At 69.1% G+C, this 19944-nt stretch carries 16 protein-coding genes; 5 read left to right on the top strand and 11 right to left on the bottom strand.

Annotated elements, in window-relative coordinates; all coding sequences use genetic code 11:
- Positions 1-94: 94 nt before the first annotated feature.
- The 3 genes from E3T48_RS16175 to E3T48_RS16165 are packed head-to-tail and all read left to right on the top strand — an operon-like array spanning position 95 to position 2090.
- Positions 95-586, top strand: a complete 492-nt coding sequence (locus E3T48_RS16175; RefSeq protein ID WP_134525037.1) for a hypothetical protein — start codon at positions 95-97, stop codon at positions 584-586.
- Positions 586-1671, top strand: a complete 1086-nt coding sequence (locus E3T48_RS16170; RefSeq protein WP_134525036.1) for an MAB_1171c family putative transporter — start codon at positions 586-588, stop codon at positions 1669-1671. The genes E3T48_RS16175 and E3T48_RS16170 overlap by 1 nt, the downstream gene beginning before the upstream one ends.
- Positions 1668-2090 (top strand): hypothetical protein, encoded by a 423-nt coding sequence (locus tag E3T48_RS16165; RefSeq protein WP_134525035.1) that lies wholly within the window; start codon positions 1668-1670, stop codon positions 2088-2090. Before E3T48_RS16170 ends, E3T48_RS16165 begins: the two co-directional genes overlap by 4 nt.
- 258 nt (positions 2091-2348) lie before the next feature.
- Here E3T48_RS16165 and E3T48_RS16160 read toward each other — a convergent pair whose 3' ends face one another.
- The 4 genes from E3T48_RS16160 to E3T48_RS16145 all read right to left on the bottom strand — a co-directional run bounded on the left by E3T48_RS16160 (position 2349) and on the right by E3T48_RS16145 (position 7531).
- Positions 2349-2792 carry a VOC family protein gene (locus E3T48_RS16160; protein WP_134525034.1) on the bottom strand — a complete coding sequence of 148 codons (444 nt, stop codon included), beginning with the start codon at positions 2790-2792 and terminating at the stop codon, positions 2349-2351.
- Positions 2793-3019: 227 nt separating this feature from the next.
- Positions 3020-5293, bottom strand: a complete 2274-nt coding sequence (locus tag E3T48_RS16155) for a polyribonucleotide nucleotidyltransferase (RefSeq protein WP_134525033.1) — start codon at positions 5291-5293, stop codon at positions 3020-3022.
- A gap of 343 nt (positions 5294-5636) precedes the next feature.
- The gene (locus E3T48_RS16150) at positions 5637-6557 is read right to left on the bottom strand and encodes an iron-sulfur cluster-binding protein (protein ID WP_198417689.1); all 921 of its coding nucleotides are present in this window, start codon (positions 6555-6557) and stop codon (positions 5637-5639) included.
- Positions 6554-7531, bottom strand: a complete 978-nt coding sequence (locus E3T48_RS16145) for a dihydroorotate dehydrogenase (protein ID WP_134525032.1) — start codon at positions 7529-7531, stop codon at positions 6554-6556. The genes E3T48_RS16150 and E3T48_RS16145 overlap by 4 nt, the downstream gene beginning before the upstream one ends.
- Positions 7532-7798: 267 nt before the next feature.
- On the opposite strand from E3T48_RS16145, the gene E3T48_RS16140 reads away from it, so the two are divergent.
- A complete protein-coding gene (locus tag E3T48_RS16140) occupies positions 7799-10210 on the top strand; it encodes an immune inhibitor A domain-containing protein (RefSeq protein WP_241986883.1) in 2412 nt (803 codons plus the stop codon).
- 264 nt (positions 10211-10474) lie between these two features.
- Here E3T48_RS16140 and E3T48_RS16130 read toward each other — a convergent pair whose 3' ends face one another.
- A complete protein-coding gene (locus tag E3T48_RS16130) occupies positions 10475-11602 on the bottom strand; it encodes an LLM class flavin-dependent oxidoreductase (RefSeq protein ID WP_134525045.1) in 1128 nt (375 codons plus the stop codon).
- Between the two features lie 314 nt (positions 11603-11916).
- Positions 11917-13080, bottom strand: coding sequence for an ROK family transcriptional regulator (locus E3T48_RS16120; protein ID WP_134525031.1), 1164 nt, complete (start codon positions 13078-13080; stop codon positions 11917-11919).
- A 215-nt stretch (positions 13081-13295) separates the two neighbouring features.
- Between E3T48_RS16120 and E3T48_RS16115 the strand changes: the two genes are divergently transcribed.
- Complete coding sequence (locus E3T48_RS16115) at positions 13296-14990, top strand: glycoside hydrolase family 13 protein (RefSeq protein ID WP_134525030.1); 1695 nt, start codon at positions 13296-13298, stop codon at positions 14988-14990.
- A 157-nt stretch (positions 14991-15147) separates the two neighbouring features.
- Here E3T48_RS16115 and E3T48_RS16110 read toward each other — a convergent pair whose 3' ends face one another.
- The 5 genes from E3T48_RS16110 to E3T48_RS16090 all read right to left on the bottom strand — a co-directional run.
- The gene (locus tag E3T48_RS16110; protein WP_134525029.1) at positions 15148-16683 is read right to left on the bottom strand and encodes an amino acid permease; all 1536 of its coding nucleotides are present in this window, start codon (positions 16681-16683) and stop codon (positions 15148-15150) included.
- Positions 16684-16862: 179 nt separating this feature from the next.
- Entirely contained in the window at positions 16863-17132 is a 270-nt protein-coding gene (gene rpsO, locus E3T48_RS16105; RefSeq protein ID WP_134510745.1) for a 30S ribosomal protein S15, read from the bottom strand.
- A gap of 258 nt (positions 17133-17390) precedes the next feature.
- Positions 17391-18110 carry a maleylpyruvate isomerase N-terminal domain-containing protein gene (locus E3T48_RS16100; protein ID WP_134525044.1) on the bottom strand — a complete coding sequence of 240 codons (720 nt, stop codon included), beginning with the start codon at positions 18108-18110 and terminating at the stop codon, positions 17391-17393.
- Entirely contained in the window at positions 18107-19228 is a 1122-nt protein-coding gene (locus E3T48_RS16095; protein WP_166789777.1) for an AI-2E family transporter, read from the bottom strand. Before E3T48_RS16095 ends, E3T48_RS16100 begins: the two co-directional genes overlap by 4 nt.
- A 147-nt stretch (positions 19229-19375) precedes the next feature.
- A partial coding sequence (locus E3T48_RS16090) for a (2Fe-2S)-binding protein (protein WP_174844195.1) occupies positions 19376-19944 on the bottom strand: 569 nt, incomplete at its 5' end.

The following is a 19944-nucleotide window of genomic DNA, read 5'->3' as shown; positions in this document are numbered from 1 at the left end:
TGTCCAACCGAATCCAACGCTAGCACGAATTAGACATGTCCAACATCGGCGGCTCGCCGCGCGAACATCGATCCACCGAGTAGGGAATTGCGTGATGCGCGAAGAACGCCGAGAGCGGGCCCGCCGGCTGGTCGCGGCCCTCGACCTGCCGCGCCCGCTCACCGCCGAGAAGCTGCACGGGCATATGGAGGAGATGCGGCAGAAGAGGATCGTCATCCGCCCCGCCGGCGCCGACCTGATCACGTCCGGCGTCTGCGGCCTGTGGCTGGAGATCGCCGGCGAGGACTTCGAGCGCGTGCACTACGCGCCGACGGAGTCCGCCGTGCACCGCCAGCAGTTCATCAACCACGAGTACGGGCACATGATCCTCCGGCACGAGAAGGAACTCCTCACCGTCGAACGTGTCGCCCTGCTCGCCCCGCTGATCCCGCTGGACGCGATCGTGCACGCGCTCTCCCGCAGCAGCTTCACCGACGAGCAGGAGGCCCTGGCCGAGGCCATCGGCGACGAGCTCGCCCTGATCATGCTGGGCGACCGCACGGAGGCCTGGAAGGGCCCGCGGACCGGTTTCGGGCGGGTGCTCTGATGCTGGTCGCCGGTCAACTCGTCATGGCCGCACTTCTCTGGCTGGCCGCCCTGCTCTGTCTCCCCGCTGCGATCAATGGACGACGACGGTTGCTGTTCTGGTTCCTCGCCGTCTTCGCGCTGACGATGACCGTGCAGCCCGCACCCGTCTACGACGTCGTCGACGCTGCCCTCGGGGGCGGCAACATCACGTTCTTCGCCTACCATGCCGCGGCGATCGTCGCGGTCGCGTTGTTGAACGGCATCGTGCAGGAGGCAACCAGCGACGACGGGATCACCCGTTCGCGTCGAAGGGCCAGCATCGTCATCGTCACCGTGATCGTCGGCGTTCAGGCACTCCTGTTCTTCGGCAGTGACTGGCGCTTCACGGACGACTACGACCGGCTGGTCTTCAACCGGTGGGATTATGCCGTGTACGCGTCAACTACCTGGTTCGCCCTGGCCTACTTTTCTGTCTCCGTCGCAGTCGCCTGTCTGGCCGACCTGCCGCGGCAGCGCCGCCGTGTGACGCGGGTCTCCCTGGTCTTCGTCGCCCTGGGCTGCCTTGGCGTGCTGGTCTTCGCCCTGGTCAGCATCGTGAATGCGACGCTGTTGAGCCTCGACCAGGGTTCCGGCTTCACGAGGGAGAGCCGCGGCATCTACTTCACGGCGTTGATCACCGCACCGATCTGCCTCGCGGTCGGCCTCGGCCTGACGACGGTTGTCGACGGCGCGGCCAGTGCGTGGCGAAACGCCAGGGACCGCGTCCTGCTCTGGCGGATCACTCCGCTCTGGGAGCGCCTGATCGCGGATTCCCCCGAGCTCAGCATCGAAACGCCGTCGACGCGCCTGCGCCTCGCCTTCGGACGTGAGCCGGGAGCGCGGCTCTACCGGCGCTACGTCGAGGTACGCGACAGCCTCCTCCTCCACCCACGGGACGCCACCACGGTGGAACGAGACCTCCTCGACGCGGTCGAGCGGCAGACCCACGCCGACCGCGCCGTGACCGGGCCGAGGCGCCTCGCGCCGGCCGGAACCGGCGGCGAATCGTCCACCGAGGCCTCCCGCACCCCCCACACGACGCGTCTGAGAGGCCCCAAGCCATGACAACCGCATCCGTGCCACTCGACCCCGGGCTCACCCCCCAGCAGGAACTCGCCCGCAAGCTCGCCCTTCTGCTCGACGTCGTCGTCGCCGAGGGGAACACGCCGTACACCTACCGGGCGATCGCGGAGGGACTGGCCGAGCACGCGCTCTCCCTCTCCCGCGCGCGCTGGGCGTACATGATCGCCGGCACCGGGCCGCTCGTCACCGACGTCGCCCTGCTCACCGGGATCGCCGAGTTCTTCCGGATTCCGCCCGCCTACCTGCTCGGCTCCGACGACGACATCCCAGAGCGGGTGGATGCCCAGCTCGCGTTCGTGAAGAAACTGCGGGCGAAACGCGTCGTCAGCTTCGCGGCCCGCACCCTCGGCGACGTGTCGCCCGAGATGCTCCGCTCGATCACCGAGCTCCTCGACGAGTGATTCCGGGCCGAGCCTGACCCGCACGTAGAACACCCGCTCGACCGTGGGGGGACGGGAGCGGGTGCGCATCTATATTAGCCCAGTATTCGGCCCGCCCATTCCCGCCCATCCCCGCCCGCTCGTACCTCCGGCGGTCGCGGCGCACCTCCGGGAAGCGGGCGAATGGTCTAGCGTGCGCCGGCTTCCGGAACCTGAGCCGCGAGCGGCACCGGCCCAGGTCGGCCCGGATCAGGTCGGCCCGGATCAGGTCGGCCCGGATCAGGCGCCCGGCTCCTGTTTCGCCATGAACGCGTCGGGGCCGATCTCGGCGGCGACCGGGTCCATCCAGAGGGCGCTGAAGAGGTTGCCGTCGGGGTCTTCGAAGTCGCGCGCGTACATGAAGCCGTAGTCCTGCACGTCACGGTGTTCGGTCCCACCGGCGGCGACGGCCTTCGCAAGGATCTGGTCGACCTCCTCGCGTGAGTCACGGCTGAACGCGGTCTCCACCTGCAGCGCGCTGCCTGGGTCGACGATCGGCTTGTCGGTGAACGTGCTGAAGAACTCGCGGGTGAGGATCATCAGGAAGAGATTCTCGTCGATGACGACGCAGGCGGCGTTCTCGTCGGTGAACAGGGGGTTGATCTGCCAGCCGAGGCCCTCATAGAACTTCTTGGCCCGATCGAGATCGCTGGTGGGGAGATTGACGAAGATACTGGTGACCACGGTGACTCCTTTGTTCCGTCGAGTTTGTTCCGTCGAGCGGCGCGGGCCGTCGAGAAATGGGCCATACAGCATGCTGGCAAAGCGCCGGCGCCTCGTCAAGGGCCGGCGGCACCTCGCCGGGGCGCAGGGCTCTCGGGAGAACGCGAAAAAGCCCGCCCTGCCGAAGCAGGACGGGCTTTCCGTCTCACCGACGAACCTGGCGAGAGGTTGTCGGCAGAACTACCAGACTACGCCTCGGTGGTGACCGGTGCGTCCTCGGAGTCGGCGTCGGCCGATTCTTCGAGAACCGGGGCGAGCGAGAGCTTGCCGCGGTCGTCAATCTTGGTGATCTCCACAAGGACCTTCTGGCCCACGCCGAGCACGTCTTCGACGTTCTCCACGCGCTTGCCACCGGCGAGCTTGCGCACCTCACTGATGTGCAGCAGGCCGTCCTTGCCCGGGAGCAGCGAGACGAACGCGCCGAAGGCGGCGATCTTCACGACGGTGCCGAGGAATTGCTCGCCGACCTCGGGGTTGGTCGGGTTCGCGATGGAGTTGACCATGGCGCGGGCGGCCTCGGCCGAGGGTCCGTCGACGGCGCCGATGTACACGGTGCCGTCCTCCTCGATGGAGATGTCGGCGCCGGTCTCGTCCTGGATCCCGTTGATCGTCTTGCCCTTCGGGCCGATCAGCTCGCCGATCTTGTCGACGGGGATCTGCACGCTGATCACGCGCGGTGCGGTCGGGGCCATCTCGTCGGGGGCGTCGATGGCCGCGTTCAGCACGGCGAGGATGGTCGTACGAGCATCCCGTGCCTGGGTGAGCGCGCCGGCGAGCACCGAGGCGGGGATGCCGTCGAGCTTCGTGTCCAGCTGGATCGCGGTCACGAATTCGCTCGTGCCGGCGACCTTGAAGTCCATGTCGCCGAGGGCGTCTTCGGCGCCGAGGATGTCGGTCAGGGCCGCGTAGCGGGTCTTTCCGTCAACCGTGTCGCTGATCAGGCCCATCGCGATGCCGGCGACCGGGGCGCGCAGCGGCACTCCGGCGTTGAGCAGCGACAGGGTCGAGGCGCAGACGGAACCCATCGACGTCGAACCGTTGGAGCTGAGGGCCTCAGACACCTGGCGGATGGCGTAGGGGAACTCCTCGCGCGTCGGCAGCACGGGGACCAGGGCACGCTCGGCGAGCGCTCCGTGGCCGATCTCGCGGCGCTTCGGCGTTCCGACCCGGCCGGTTTCACCGGTCGAGTAGGGCGGGAAGTTGTAGTTGTGCATATAGCGCTTCTTGGTGACCGGGCTCAGGGAGTCGATCGTCTGCTCGAGCTTGAGCATGTTCAGCGTGGTGACGCCCAGGATCTGGGTCTCGCCGCGCTGGAAGATCGCCGAACCGTGCACGCGCGGGATGATGGCGACCTCGGCGTCGAGCGGGCGGATGTCCGCGAGCCCACGGCCGTCGATGCGGATTCCCTCGTTGAGCACGCGGGAGCGTACGACGAGCTTGGTGACCGACTTGTACGCGGCGGAAACCTGAGCGTTTGCGCCGGCCTCGAGCTCACCGGCTTCGACCTTCGCGGCGATGGCGACCTTGACGGATGCCTTGAGCGCGTCATCCGCATTCTGGCGCTCGATCTTGTCGGCGATCTGGTACACGGCCTTGAGCTGGTCGTAGGCGAGAGCCGCGACGGCGTCGTAGGTGGCCGGCTGGTAGGACGGGAACACCGGGTAGGCGCCGGTCGGCTTGGCGGCCGAGGCGGCAACCTTCTGCTGCGCCTCGATGAGCTGCTTGATGAACGGCTTCGAGGCTTCGATGCCCTCCGCGATGACCTCTTCGTTCGGCTTGATGGCGCCGCCCTTGATCAGGTTCCACGCGTTGTCGGTGGCTTCGGCCTCGATCATCATGATCGCGACGTCCTGCGCGCCGTTGGCGTCGGTCACCACGCGGCCGGCGACGACCATGCTGAACACGGCGTCGACGATCTGCGAGTGCTTGGGGAACGCGACCCACTGGCCGGAACCGTGCTCATCGGGGATGAGGGCGACGCGGACGCCACCGATCGGGCCGGAGAACGGGAGGCCGGCGAGCTGGGTCGACATCGACGCGGCGTTGATCGCGAGCACGTCGTAGTACTCGTCGGGCGCGATGGCCAGGACGGTGACGACGACCTGGATCTCGTTGCGGAGTCCGTCGACGAACGACGGGCGCAGCGGCCGGTCGATCAGGCGGCAGGTGAGGATCGCCTCGGTCGACGGGCGACCTTCGCGACGGAAGAAGCTGCCCGGGATGCGGCCGGCAGCGTACATGCGCTCCTCGACATCGATGGTCAGCGGGAAGAAGTCGAAGTTTTCCTTCGGCTGCCTGCTCGCGCTCGTCGCGGAGAGCAGCATGGTCTCTTCGTCGATGTACGCGGCGGCCGAACCCTGCGCCTGCTGGGCGAGGCGACCGGTTTCGAAGCGGATGGTGCGTGTGCCGTACTTGCCGTTGTCGATAACGGTTTCGGCGAACGTGATTTCTGGACCCTCCATATGGGGGTTCTCTCCTTTGTTTAGACTCGTTTGCCCGGATGGCGCGCGAGTGGGGCGTCTGAGCAGGTAACAGGCAGAACTGCACTGCCGGTGCGCGCCGTGCGGCTGATTGCTCAACCGGCGATCGGTGCCTCACACTGTGCTCGAGCTGGCCACCAGTAGAAATTCACCACCCGCGGATGCTGCCACCTGCGTTGGGAAACCACCACCGAGGGCCAGCGTTCCGCCGACCTGCTCCGTTTGTTCGGCCAATCCGGAGATTGACCTCCACCAGTCTAACAGAGCGCCTCCCGATCGGGCGGGTGGCGCAGCGAATCGGCCGGGGTGTCAGCGCTGAGGGGTGTCAGCGCTGAGGGGCGGGGAGCACCGCGTCGAACACCGGGCCGTCCACGCAGACCAGCGGCCCCTCCACCTCCGGTTCGGTGGCGACGGGGGCGGCGCAGCCGTGGCAGTAGCCCAGGCCGCAGGCCATGTGCGCCTCGAGCGAGACCTGCACCGGCACGCCCCACTCGGCGCCGAGCTCGGCGGCGAGGCGGGCGAGCACGCCGGCCCCGCAGACGAGGATGACCTCGGGCGGTCCGGCCCGGAACTCGGCCCGGAGCCGGGCGCCGAGCGCCGGGATGGCGCTCGAACCGTCGTCGTCGGTGACCTGTATGACGGCGGCCCCGAGTTCGGCGCAGTCGGCGACGCCGATCAGGTCGGAGAGGGTGCGCCCGCTGAGCACCACGGTCGCGTCGATGCCCCGCGCCGCGGCATCCTCGACGGAGCCCATGATGGCGCAGACGCCGACGCCCCGGCCGATCAGAAGGGCCGTGCGGGCACCCTCCGGGAATTCGAACCCGCGGCCGAGCGGCCCGGTGACGAGCAGGCCGTCTCCCGCGGCGACGTCGGCGAGCGCGGTGGTGCCGCGGCCGGTGACCCCGTAGATGACCTCGATGGTCCCCGCCTGGGGGTGCCGGCGGTGGATCGCCATCGGGCGCGGCAGCAGGATGCGTTCCCCGCCGCTGGGCGGAACCGTGATCATCACGAACTGGCCGGCGAGCGCGGTGCGGGCGATGGTGTCCGTCGACAGGAGGAGGCGCCGGTACCGCTCGCCCACGTTCGTGTGTTCGAGCACCCCGGCGTCGTCCCAGACCGGCTCCGGCCGAGGTTGCCCCGCGGGAGGGCGAACCGAGATGAGGCCGTCGAGTGCGGCCTCGTCGGCCGCGGCGAAGGCCTGCTGGCGCCTCAGCGCTTCGCGGGCGAGGGAAGCCATACCGGTCATTGTGCTCTCCACAGGTCGATCAGGTCACGGATGCCGGCCGCTTCGTCGTCTGCGCAGCGCTCCTGCAGCGCGCGCACGATCTCGACCATGGCGAATGGCCGGCCGAAGTTCGCGGTGCCCACCTGCACGGCCCGCGCGCCCACCGAGAAGTAGTCGAGGGCGTCGTCGGCGGTCTCGATCCCGCCGCAGGCGATGACCGGGATCTCCACGGCGCGGGCGGCCAGCCAGACCAGCCGGAGCACGATCGGGCGGATCGACGGGCCGGATAGCCCACCGATGACGTTGCCGAGGGCCGGGCTGCGCGTATCCGGCTGGAGCGGCAGGGCGGGAATCGAATTGGCCACGCAGACCGCGTCCGCGCCGGCCTCCTGCGCGGCGAGCGCGCAGTCCGCGATCGAGGAGGCCAGGACAGGGAGCTTGACGATCAGCGGTTTGTCGGTGGTCTGGCGGGCCGCGCGCACCACGGCCAGGATGGCGTCGGGGTCGGAGCCGATGTCCGTTCCGAGGCGGTCCAGGTTCGGGCAGGACACGTTGAGTTCGTACGCGTCGCCCGCGCCGCGGAGGTCGGTGATCACCGGCGCGTACTCGCCGGGACGGTGACCGCCCACGCTGATGATGACGGGCACGCCGAGGCCCTGGTAGCGCGGGTGCAGCTCGGTCAGGTAGCCGGCGGCCCCGCGGCTGGGGATGCCGACGCTGTTGACCATCCCGGCGCGGATCTCGGTGAGGCGGTGCGCCGGATTGCCGCCGCGGGGGGTGCCGAAGACGGTCTTGGTGACGACGGCGCCGAGTTCGGCGACGGGGATCAGCCGGCCCAGCGCGGGGCCGAAGCAGCCGGACGCGGGCATCACCGGGTTGGCCAGGGTGAGGGTGCCGATTCGCACGGACAGGTCGACCGTGGCGGGGATCGCCCTGCGGGCGGCGAAGAATGCCTCACGCGCATCCGTCGGGGGCTGCGGGGGCGCGCTGGTCATGGTGGTCTGCTTCCGGGGGCTGGAAGCATCCGTTCCAGGCCGTCCGACCAGTATCCCGCGTGGGCCGCGCCCGACCCAAATCAGCGCCCCCGGCCCGGCGGTCGAGCCGAACCGCCCACGCTCACGCCGCGGACGCCGGCAGCGAGCCCCGTGATCGAACCGTTACATACAGCCCCCGTTTGAGGGGCGAACCGGACGCTAGGTTGGGGCCACTGCGCAATTTCGAGGCACGGTTTCACCGTGTTCCACCACGAAAAGGACCAGTTCATGAGCCAAAAGCCCAGCCGAAGAATGTCCACACTCGTCTCGACCATTGCTGGAGCGGCGCTCGTCGCCGCCGGCCTCGTGGGAGGGATCCCGCTCGCCGCGGCAGCGTCCCTGCCTTCGGCCGAACCCCCGGCGGACACTTCCATCGCGGCAGCCAGGTCCGACGATCTGCCCAACCCCGCCGAGGACAAGCGCCGGGCGCTCCGCGAGGAAGCGGTGCAGCAGGTCCTCAAGGGTGAGGCCACCGCGACCAAGAGCGAGGGGAGCACGGTTGTCCGGCTCCCCGGAAAGGCTCGCGAGGGCAAGAAGCAGGACAGATTCGTCGAGATCGCCCGGGAGAAGACCGACAAGATCTTCGTGATCCTGACGGAGTTCGGCGACCAGCGGGACCCGGCGTATCCCGACCAGGACACCGACCCCACGACCCCGGGGCCGTCGGTGTTCACCGGCCCGCTGCACAACGCGATCCCGCAGCCGGATCGTTCGGTCGACAACAGCACCGTCTGGCAGGCCGACTACGGCTCGGACTACTTCCAGGGCCTGTACTTCGGCGCCGGCGCGGGCGTCGAATCGCTCAAGACCTACTACGAGGCTCAGTCGTCCGGCCGCTACAGCGTGGACGGTCAGGTGTCGGATTGGGTGAAGGTTCCCTTCAACGAGGCCCGCTACGGCCGCTCGGACGGCTTCCCCTGTGCCTCGAATGTCTGCAGCAACACCTGGGACCTGGTGCGAGACGGCGTCAACCAGTGGGTTGCCGACCAGAAGGCCGCGGGCCAGACGGATGCTCAAATCAAGGAGACGCTGGCCACCTACGACCTGTGGGATCGCTACGACTTCGACCTCGACGGCGACTTCAACGAGCCTGACGGGTACATCGACCACTTCCAGGTCGTGCACGCGGGCGGCGACCAGGCCGACGCTGACCCCTCCCAGGGCGAGGATGCCATCTGGAGCCACCGCTGGTACGCCTACTTCACCCAGGCCGGCCAGTCGGGCCCGGCCGACAATCTGCTCGGCGGCACCGAGATCGCCGACACCGGACTGTGGGTCGGTGACTACACCATCCAGCCGGAGAACGGCGGACTGAGCGTGTTCGCCCACGAGTACGGCCACGACCTGGGGCTTCCGGACGACTACGACACCGCGGGCGGCCCGAGCAACAACAACGAGTGGTGGACCCTGATGTCGCAGAGCCGGCTCGGGGCGGCAGGCCAGGCGCTCGGCGAGAAGCCGGGCGACATCGGCGCCTGGGAGAAGCTGCAGCTCGGCTGGCTCGACTACGAGGTCGTGCTCGCGGGTGAGAAGAAGACCGTCCAGCTCGGCCCGGAGGAGTACAACTCGGCCAGGACGCAGGCCGCGGTCGTCGTGCTTCCCAAGAAGGTCGTCACCAACACGCTCGTCACTCCGGCGGCCGGTTCGTACGAGTGGTGGAGCGGCCAGGGCGACGATCTGAACCAGACCCTCGCTCGCAGCGTGGCCCTCCCGACCGGCCCGGCGACCCTCACCTTCCAGGCCAACTGGAACATCGAGGACTGCGGACCGGACCCGTGCGACTACGCCTACGTCGAAGTGGACGACGGCACGGGCTGGAAGGCTGCTCCCGGTTCCATCGCGAACGCGGCGGAGGGCAACGGCATCGACGGCCTCAGCGACGGCTGGCAGCCCGCCGGCTTCGATCTGTCGGCCTTCGCCGGCAAGACGGTCAACCTGCGTTTCAGCTACGTGACCGACGGTGCGGCCCAGGGAACCGATGCGAGCCTGCCGTCGGGCATCTTCATCGACGACGTGAGCATCGCCGCCGGATCGACCGTTCTCTTCTCGGATGGGGCGGAGACGCTCGATCCGGGCTGGACGGCGGGCGGCTTCATCCGCACCACGGGTGTCGAAACGGCGGAGTACGACAACTACTACATCGCCGGCAATCGCTCGTACGTCGGCTATGACCGCTACCTCGAGACGGGACCGTACAACTTCGGTTTCGCGAACACGAAGCCTGACTTCGTGGAGCACTTCGCGTACCAGCAGGGCCTGATGATCTCGTACTGGGACACCTCCCAGTCGGACAACAATGTCAGCGTGCATCCAGGGGCAGGGCGGAACCTGTATGTCGACGCTCATCCCCAGCCCCTCACCACTGTCAGCGGGGCACCATGGAGAAACCGGATCCAGCTGTACGACGCACCGTTCAGCCTGACCAGGGCGGACTCGTTCACCCTCAACCTGAACAGCACGCCGTCCTACATCCGCGGGCAGGCTGGGCAGCCGGTGTTCGACGACACGAAGAACTGGGAGGGAATCGCGGCCATCGGCCAGGGAGTGAAGGTCGCGAACGCGGGGGTGAAGATCGAGGTCGTCAAGCAGAACGGCACGTCGATGACGGTTCGACTCTCGGGTACGAAACCGAGGAGCTGAGCCGAATCGTCACGGGGCAGGGTGCCCATTCGGGCGCAACGCGAACCCGCCGACGGAGCCCAGCGCCCCGCCGAACGAGGTCACCATGAACCACGGGTTGACGATGGCGGTGTCGAGGGCCTGGAACGCCCGGATGAAGGTGCGGTCGTCCGTTGTTCTCGACCGACGATCGGAACTCGACGGCGGGAAGCTCGCGGCTCAGGTTTGAGAGACCGGCGCACGGTAAAACACCTGCCCGCTTCCCAAACCTGCGCCACGAGCGCGTCAGCCGAGGCGCGCCCTCACGGGTGCCGGAGCCGGGTCGGCGGCGTGACCGGCGGCGGATACGGCGGCCGTCAGGCTCGCGTGGGTCGGGGCATCCGGCACGTGCGCCGGACGGTTCTTGGCGAGTTCCTTGCGCAGCACCGGCACGACCTCGCCGCCGAGGATGTCGAGCTGCTCGAGCACGGTCTTCAGCGGCAGGCCGGCGTGGTCCATCAGGAACAGCTGGCGCTGGTAGTCGCCGAAGAAGTCGCGCATCCCGGCATACCGGTCGATGATCTGCTGCGGGCTGCCGACGGTGAGCGGGGTCTGCTCGGTGAAATCCTCCAGGCTCGGCCCGTGGCCGTAGACCGGGGCGTTGTCGAAGTACGGGCGGAACTCGTCGACGGCGTCCTGCGACTTCGCGCGCATGAAGACCTGGCCGCCGAGGCCGACGATGGCCTGGTCGGCGGCGCCGTGGCCGTAGTGCTCGAACCTGGCCCGGTAGAGGCCGATCAGTGTCTGGTAGTGCTCCTTGGGCCAGAAGATGTTGTTGGCGAAGAAGCCGTCACCGTAGTAGGCGGCCTGTTCGGCGATTTCGGGGCTGCGGATGCTGCCGTGCCAGACGAAAGGCGGCACGCCGTCGAGCGGGCGCGGGGTGGCGGTGAAGCCCTGCAGGGGCGTGCGGAACTGACCCTCCCAGTCGACGATGTCCTCGCGCCACAGCCGGCGGAGCAGCGCGTAGTTCTCGAGCGCGAGCGGGATGCCCGCTCGGATGTCCTGGCCGAACCACGGGTAGACCGGGCCGGTGTTGCCGCGCCCGAGCATGAGGTCGACCCGGCCGTCTGAGACATGCTGCAGCATCGCGAAGTCCTCGGCGATCTTCACCGGGTCGTTGGTCGTGATCAGGGTCGTCGCCGTCGACAGGATGATGCGCTCGGTCTTCGCCGCGATGTAACCGAGCAGGGTCGTCGGCGAGGACGGCACGAACGGCGGGTTGTGGTGCTCCCCGGCCGCGAAGACGTCAAGCCCGACCTCTTCGGCCTTGACCGCGATCGCGACCATCGCCGTGATCCGCTCGTGCTCGGTGGGGGTGTGGCCGGTCGTGGGGTTGGTGGTCAGGTCGCCGACCGTGAAGATTCCGAACTGCATTTCCAGCCTCTCAATCTCCATGCGTGTGCATAGGTATCGTGGACAACCGTCGTGGGCACGATCCTATTCCAGCCGCTCGACCTGATTTCGACAGGCTCAATCACCGGTGGTCGAGCCCGCCCCGGTGGTCGAGCTTGTCGAGACCCGATCGACCTGATTTCGACAGGCTCAATCACCGGTGGTCGAGCCCGCCCCGGTGGTCGAGCCCGCCCCGGTGATCGAGCCCGCCCCGGTGGTCGAGCCCGCCCCGGTGGTCGAGCTTGTCGAGACCCGATCGACCTGATTTCGACAGGCTCAATCACCGGTGGTCGACGCTACTGCGGCAGGGCCAGTCGGTCGAGCGAGGCCTGGATCGCCACGGCCGCGGCGCCGCGGGCCCAGGAAGACACCCCGGCGTCGTCGACGATGATGCGGAGCGGTGCGGCATCGCGGTCGCGGTCGCGGTTGGCCGCCGCGGTGGCCTCGCCGGCGACGAGCGGCCAGAGCCCGATTCCCTCGCCGGCGAGCACGATCGTGTCGAGCATGGCGATGTTGGCGATCACGGCGATCATCCGGCCGAGCGCCCGCCCGGTCGCGAGCACCACGGATGCCGCGGCCGGGTTCCCCGCCGCCGCGAGCCGGAGCACCTCCGGGTAGTCGATCTCCCGGCCGAGGGCGATGCCGACCTGGCCGCAGACGCTCGAACTCGTGAGCATCGCCCGCGAGCATCCGCGGTGCCCCTCGGGGCAGACCGGGCCGTTGGCGTCGAGCGGGATGTGCCCAGCCAGGCCAAGGCCGCTGTCGGGTGTGACGATCACGCGGTCGTTCACGACCAGTCCGTAGCCGACACCGACACCGATCGTGAGCACCGCGAAGTTCGGCGCCCCGCGGCCGGCGCCGAACCACTGTTCGGCCGCGGTGAGCGCCACCACGTCGTTCTCGATCGTGACCGGCACCCCGAGGACGGCCTCGAGCGCCCCGGCGAGGTCGACGTCGTGCCAGTCCAGGAACGGGGCACGCCGCACCACCCGCGCCCCGGCGACGGAGCCGCCCACGCACACGCCCAGCGCCGACACCCCGTCGGGCCCCTCGAGTTCGCGCACGACCGCGGCGATCTGCCGCACGACCTCCTCGAGTGAGTGGCCGGCCAGCGGCCGCTCGGCCGCGGCGAGTTCGTTCGCGCGCAGGTCGGTGCGCACGCCGAAGACGTCGTCGCCGGTGAGTTTCACCCCGATGAACCGGCTCGCGTCCACCCGCACGTCGAGCGGCCTCGCCGGGCGCCCGACGGTGCCGTCGTGGTCTTCGGCGGCCTCGACGAACAGTCCGTGATCGAGGAACGGCTTGCTCAGCCGGGTGAGGCTGGCCGGCGAGAGGCCGAGGCGCCGGCCGAGCTCGCTGCGGGCGATCGGCCCGTGGATGAGCACGGCCCTGGCGAGCTCGCGGGACGATCCGCTCAGGGAGGTCGCGGCATCCGTCACTCTTGCCGTCTCTGCGGACATGGGTCTCTCTTCCCGCCCGTCATTTTCCGTAACCCTCGGCTATTTGTTTCATATTGACACAATCGAAGGGAATCGGGTGGCCTTTCCGATGAAAAATCGAAGTTGACAGCCCGATTCTTTTTGGAGTAGAAAGAATGCAGGCAACGCTGCAGCACTCCCCGGTTTGCGAACCGGAGGCACCGGCGTCGCACCGGCGTGATGAGAGGATCCATCAAATGACGAGCACCAACCCCGCCACCCCGACCGCCGTCGCTGCGACCGACGCCCCGTGGTGGACCCGCGCCGTGGTCTACCAGGTCTATCCGCGCAGTTTCGCCGACTCCGACGGGGACGGCATCGGCGACCTCGGCGGCATCCGTTCGAAGCTCGACTATCTGGCCGAGTTGGGGGTGGATGCCCTCTGGCTCTCCCCCGTGTACCCGTCGCCGCAGCACGACAACGGCTACGACATCAGCGACTACCAGGAGATCGAGCCCGTGTTCGGCAGCCTGGCCGAGTTCGACCTGCTCCTGGCCGAGGCACACGAGCGCGGCATCAAGATCGTGATGGACCTCGTGGTCAACCACACCAGCGACGAGCACGCCTGGTTCCGGGAGTCGCGCTCCTCGCCGACCAACCCGAAGCGCGACTGGTACTGGTGGCGGAAGCCCCGGGCCGACGGCGGCCCGCCGAACGGCTGGGGCAGCGCATTCAGCGGTCCGGCCTGGACCCTCGACGAGCAGACCGGCGAGTACTACCTGCACCTCTTCGCCAGGCAGCAGCCCGATCTCAACTGGGAGAACCCCGAGGTGCGGCGGGCCGTCTACTCGATGATGAACTGGTGGCTGGACCGCGGCGTGGACGGCTTCCGGATGGACGTGATCAACTTCATCGCCAAGCAGGCCGAGCTGATCGACGGCCCGGCGCCGGCGACCGGCGGCGGTTCCCCGATGGGCCCGCAGATCCACGACTACCTGCAGGAAATGCACGCGGCCGTCTTCGGCGGGAGGACCGGCGAGCACCTCACGGTCGGCGAGATGCCGGGCGTGGACACCGACGACGCCGTGCTCTTCACCGATCCGGCCCACGGCGAGGTCGACATGGTCTTCCAGTTCGAGCACGTCGGCCTCGACCAGGGCGCGCACAAGTTCGACGTGCTCCCCCGCAGCCTGCCGGCGCTGAAGAAGAACCTCGCCCACTGGCAGGACGGCCTGGCCGAGACCGGCTGGAACAGCCTCTACCTCAACAACCACGACCAGCCCCGGCTCGTCTCCCGGTTCGGCAACGACACCGACTTCCGATACGAGTCGGCGACGCTGTGGGGCCTGGTGCTGCACCTGCACCGCGGCACGCCCTACATCTACCAGGGCGAGGAGATCGGCATGACCAACGTGCGGTTCGACTCGATCGACGACTACCGCGACCTCGAGTCGCTCAACCACTACCGCGAGGCCGTGGACGAGTTCGACCTGGACCCGGGGAGCGTGCTCGCGGGGGTGCAGACCATGAGCCGGGACAACGCACGCACGCCGATGCAGTGGGATGCGACGGAGCAGGCCGGCTTCACCACCGGCACGCCCTGGCTCCCGGTCAACCCGAACCACCCGGAGATCAACGCGGCGGCCGACCGGGCAGCGGAGCGGAGCGTGTTCCGGTTCTACCAGCGCCTGATCGCCCTCCGCCACGAGAGCGCCGTCGTCGCGCTCGGCAGGTTCACGCTGCTCGAGCCGGAGCACGACCGGCTCTACGCGTTCACCCGCACCCTCGGCGACGAGACGCTGCTCGTCGTCGCGAACGCGTCGGATGCCCCGCTAGACGCCCCGCTCCCGGTCGACGTGTCCGGCGCGGAGCTCGTCCTCGGCAACTACCCGGACGTCGCCGTCGCCGACGCCGCGCTGCGGCCCTGGGAGGCCAGACTGTACCGGCTGTAGGGGAACCAGCCGGGAACACGCCGATGCCGGTGAGGTGGCCTCCGGGCCTCCGCACCGGCATCCGGCGTCAACCGGCGCACCCGGCGCACCCGCGCACCCGCGGCGCCCCGGAGCGTCGCGGCGCATCCTCGCCGCTGCCGGGCGCTCCTGGGCGAGGCTAGGGGCGGCGGATCGCCTCGTCCTCGGCGATGGCTTCCTCGCGGATGGTGGCGTCGTAGACACGCTTCGCTTCGATGCCGATGACCGAGTGGCGGCGGCCGTAGGCGAAGTACACGGCGAGTCCGATCGCGAGCCAGACCGCGAACCGCACCCAGGTGAGCGTGGTGAGGTTGAGCATCAGCCAGAAGCAGAGCACGGCGGAGAGGATCGGCAGGTAGGGCGAGAACGGCACCGAGAAGGCCCGCTTGAGGTCGGGCCGGGTCTTGCGGAGCACGATCACGGCGATGCTGACCAGCACGAAGGCGGAGAGCGTGCCGATGTTGATCATCTCCTCGAGCACGCCCACGTCGGTGAACCCGGCGATGAGCGCCACGGCCGCGCCGGTGATGATCTGAATCCGGGCGGGAGTCCCGCGCTTCAAGGACGTCACGCTGAGCGAGCGCGGCAGCAGTCCGTCGCGGCTCATCGCGAAGAGTACCCGGGACAGGCCGAGCAGCAGCACCATGATCACAGTGGTGAGGCCTACCAGGATGCCGATGGAGATGACCTGGGCGGCCCAGCCGGCACCGACGGCGACGAAGGCCGTGGCCAGGGAGGCGTTCGGGTCCTCGGCCAGCACGGTGTACGGCACCATGCCGGTGAGCACGAGGCTGACCCCGAGGTAGAGCACGGTGACGATGGCCAGGCCGGCGAAGATGCCACGCGGCAGGGTCTTCTGCGGGTTCTTGACCTCTTCGGCGCTGGTCGCGACGACGTCGAAGCCGATGAACGCGAAGAAGACCAGGGATGCACCGGCCAGCAGGCCGAAGATCCCGTATTGGGCGGGCTGCGCGCCGGTCATGAAGGAGAAGAGGGACTGCATCCAGACGTCGCCGTCGCCGCCCGTGCTCGGCACGGCCTCGGGGATGAACGGCGTGTAATTCTCCGGCTTGATGAAGAACGCGCCGACGACGATCACGAACAGCACGATCGCAACCTTGAGGATGGTGAAGACGCTGGCGACCCGCGCGGATAGTTTGGTGCCGACCACGAGCAGAGTCGTGAAGATCGCGACGATCACGAAGGCTCCCCAGCTCACCTGCAGGCCGAACACCGAGATGGTGGCGGGGACATCCCAGTTCGCCAGCTCGAAGACCTCGCTCAGGTAGATGCCCCAGTACTTGGCGATCACGGCGCCGGCCGTGAGCATCTCGAGGATGAGGTCCCAGCCGATGATCCAGGCGAGTAGCTCGCCGAGGGTGGCATAGGTGAACGTGTAGGCCGAGCCGGCGACCGGCACGGCGGAGGCGAACTCGGCGTAGCACATGATCGCCAGGGCGCAGGTGATCGCGGCGAGCAGGAAACCGAGAGTGACGGATGGTCCGGCGTAACTGCCGGCCGCCTTCGCGCCGACCGAGAAGATGCCTGCACCGACCGCGACGGCGACGCCCATGATCATGAGATCCCAGGTGCCCAGCGTTCGCTTGAGGCTGTGGCCCTCTTCGTGGGAGTCGGCCATCGAGGCCTCGATGCTTTTCGTTCGCCAGAGGCTCATAGCAGGGTGGTGTCCGTTCAGTTGGGTACCGGTCCATGCTACGGCCCCACTGCCCCCGTCCGGGTGCCGGGCCCGCCCGGAGCCGCCACCGGGCACAGAAAACGGGCCGCCACCCGAAGGTGACGACCCGTTTCGACGCTCTTGCGAGCAAGAAGTTCGCGTTGTCTTCGAAAAGTGCCTTAGCGGCGCAGTCCGAGGCTCTCGATCAGCTTGCGGTAGCGGCTGATGTCGATGTCGGACAGGTAGCCGAGCAGACGGCGACGCTGACCAACCATGAGAAGCAGGCCACGACGCGAGTGGTGGTCGTGCTTGTGCTCCTTGAGGTGCTCCGTGAGGTCCAGGATGCGTTGCGTGAGCATGGCAATCTGAACTTCGGGGGAACCCGTGTCGCCTGGGTGGGTAGCGTACTTTTCGATGATCGCCTTCTTAGCATTGGCTTCGAGTGCCATAGATGGGATCCCCTTTCTCTCACTGCGCGGTGCCCGGGGCCGAATGCCTGAGCTCTCTTGATCCGCGGCCGTCAAACGGCAACCCACCGAGTTTAGCAGAGTCGCGGATGCCCCGGCTCCCCGCGCGGCATCCGGCTCGCCCTCTCGCGGCTCACCCGTGGCGCATGTTCTCGACGCCATCACGCTCATGGCGCACCTTTGGGAAGCGGGCGCGCGGTCCACGGTGCGCCCGCTTCCCAAAGGTGCGCCGCGAGGATGTCAGAGCACCGTGAAGCCGGCCGGCAGAGGGCCGCGGCCGGTGGCGGCGAGCAGCAGGGTCGCCGCGAGGCCCTTCTCGACCGCGAGGTCGGCGAGCAGGCGCAGGCAGGCGGATGCCGCGGCATCCGGAACCGAGACCGGCACGCCGAGGGCCGCAGCCGGCACGCCGAGGGCCGCAGCCGGCACGCCGAGGGCCGCGGCCAGGTCGCAGGTGTGCACCGTGAGTTCGAAGGTGCGGGTGGGCAGGTAGTCGGCCAGGCGCATGCCGCCGACGGGGGTTTCCACCCGGGCTTCCGGGTCCGCCGCGGCGACCTGGGCGAGCACCCGGCGGGCGATGATCTCGACCATGCCGGCCGGATCGGGGCCGAGCGCCAGCCCGGCATCATGTCCGCGCGCGGCCACGGCCGAGGGCTCCCCCAGCGAGGCCATCGCGAGGCCGTAGTAGGCAGCGGGCGAGGCCACCGTCGCCCCGGCATCCAGCCCGGCATCCGGCCCCGCACCCGGCCCGGCATCCGGCCCGAGGTATGCTTCCACGGTCAGCAGCGCCCGGCTGGTGTGCCCGACGAGGTCGCGCACGGTCCAGTCGCCTAGCGCGGGCCGCTCCCACTCGGTGTCGATCGTGGCGACGGTGGCGGCGAACCAGCGCGCGGCGGCGGCAAAGGCGGCCTGGCCCTCGGCCCAGGTTGTCGTGCGCCGGCCCGTCGTGCGCCGACCCGTCATGCGCCGGCCCGTTTCCGGCGGAACGGCAACGGCGCCCGTCGGGTCAGCGACTCGTCCGGACCGTCCCACACCTTCACCATCGACCAGGTGACCGCGACGAGCGGCACCGCGAGCACGGCCCCCGCGATCCCGCCGAGGATCGTGCCCGCGGTGAGCGCGACGAGGATCACCAGCGGATGCAGTCTCAGGGACTGCGCCATCACGAACGGGTTCAGCAGGTCACCCTCGAGCTGGTTGACCAGGATCACGATTGCCACCACGATCAGGGCGACGACCGGGCCGTTCGCCACGAGCGCGACGAGGGCGGCGAGGATGCCCGCGACAGTCGCTCCGATCAGCGGAACGAACGCGGTGAGGAACACGATCACGGCCAGCGGCAGCGCCAGCGGCACCTGCAGGATCGCCAGCCCTGCGCCGATGGCGACGCCGTCGAACAGGGCGATGATCGCGATTCCTCGCACGTAGTCGCCGAGCACCTTCGGGGCGATGGCACCGATCCGGTTGGCCCGCTCGAGGCGGGCGCCGGCAAGCGGGCGGAGGGCGAACGCCCAGATGGCCGGGCCGTCCTTGAGGAAGAAGAACACAATCACCAGAACCAGCAGGATGCCGGTCAGCACCTCAGCGGCCGCGGAGACCCCGGCGATCGCACCGGTGCCGAACTGGCTGCTGGTCACGAAGTCCACCAGGGCAGCCCTGGCCGCCTCGAACTGGGCCGCGTCGAGCGACAAGGGTCCGTCGACGAGGAACGCCTGCAGTTCGTCGAGCCCTTCGGAGGCCGCGGTCGCCAGCGCGGCCCACTGGTTGCGCACCGCGAACACGATCAGGGTGACGATCCCGCCGAGCACGACCACCCCCGCGAGCAGGGTGATCCAGGTGGCGAGGATCGCCGGCACCCCAAGGCGGAGCAGCCAGTCGACGACCGGGCGGAGCGCCGCCGCCAGGATGAGCGCCACCAGCAGCGGGATGACCACGAGCTTCACCTGCACGAGCGCGAACAGCACGATCCAGCCGAGCGCCAGGACCACGATGAGCTGGCCGCTGCGGATGCTCAGCCGGCCGAGGCGGTCAGAGAACAGGGAGCGGAGCGGGTCCCGGCCGATGGTGTCGTCTGCGCGCATGCCTCCACCATAATCACGCATCCGTGATCGGTTGCGATTGAGTTGCGGACACGGCGCCCCCGGCGTGTCCAATCTGTATCGAGACTTCACACACCCCCGGCGTGCTCGCGGAGGTGTTTTCTCCGCAACTCAACGCAGACTTCGCCGCTACGGCGTCGCCGGCACGATGACGCGGTCGAGGACCTCGCCGATCCGGGCCTTGCAGCCGCCGCAGCCGGTGCCCGCCCTGGTGGCCGCGCCGATGCAGGCGACCGTGGAGTTGCCGGCGGCGGCCGCGTCCGCGATCGCGCCGACGCTGACCCCGTTGCACCAGCACACCGTCGCGTCCGGCGCGAAGGCGTCTCCGCCCGCGCCGGGGACGTCGTCCGGCCCGTCGAAGCGCAGCAGCACCGAACGGTCGGCCGGCAGTTCGCTGCCGCGCTCGAACAGCAGGGTGAGTTCGGCGGCCGTGCGCGGCATCCCGACGCAGACGAAGCCCGTGAGGATGCCGCCCCGGGTGACCATCTTGACGTAGCGGCCGTGCTCGGGGTCCGCCCACTGCGACACGCTGACCGGGGCGGCCGCGCATCCGTCGGTGTGACCGGCCGGCTCGCTGTCCCACGGCTCCGGCGCGGTGTCGCCGGCCGCGACGACGTCGACGCCCTCGGCCTTGAGCATGACGACCGCCGCGGCCTGCGCGGCGAGGCCGCTCGTCGGCCCGGCGCGCAGTTCCCCGG

Source organism: Cryobacterium fucosi (genome assembly GCF_004403515.1).
GTDB classification, from domain to species: Bacteria; Actinomycetota; Actinomycetes; order Actinomycetales; family Microbacteriaceae; genus Cryobacterium; species Cryobacterium fucosi.
The sequence above is the reverse complement of the archived record's forward strand: the minus strand, read 5'-3'. Positions and strand labels throughout refer to the sequence as shown.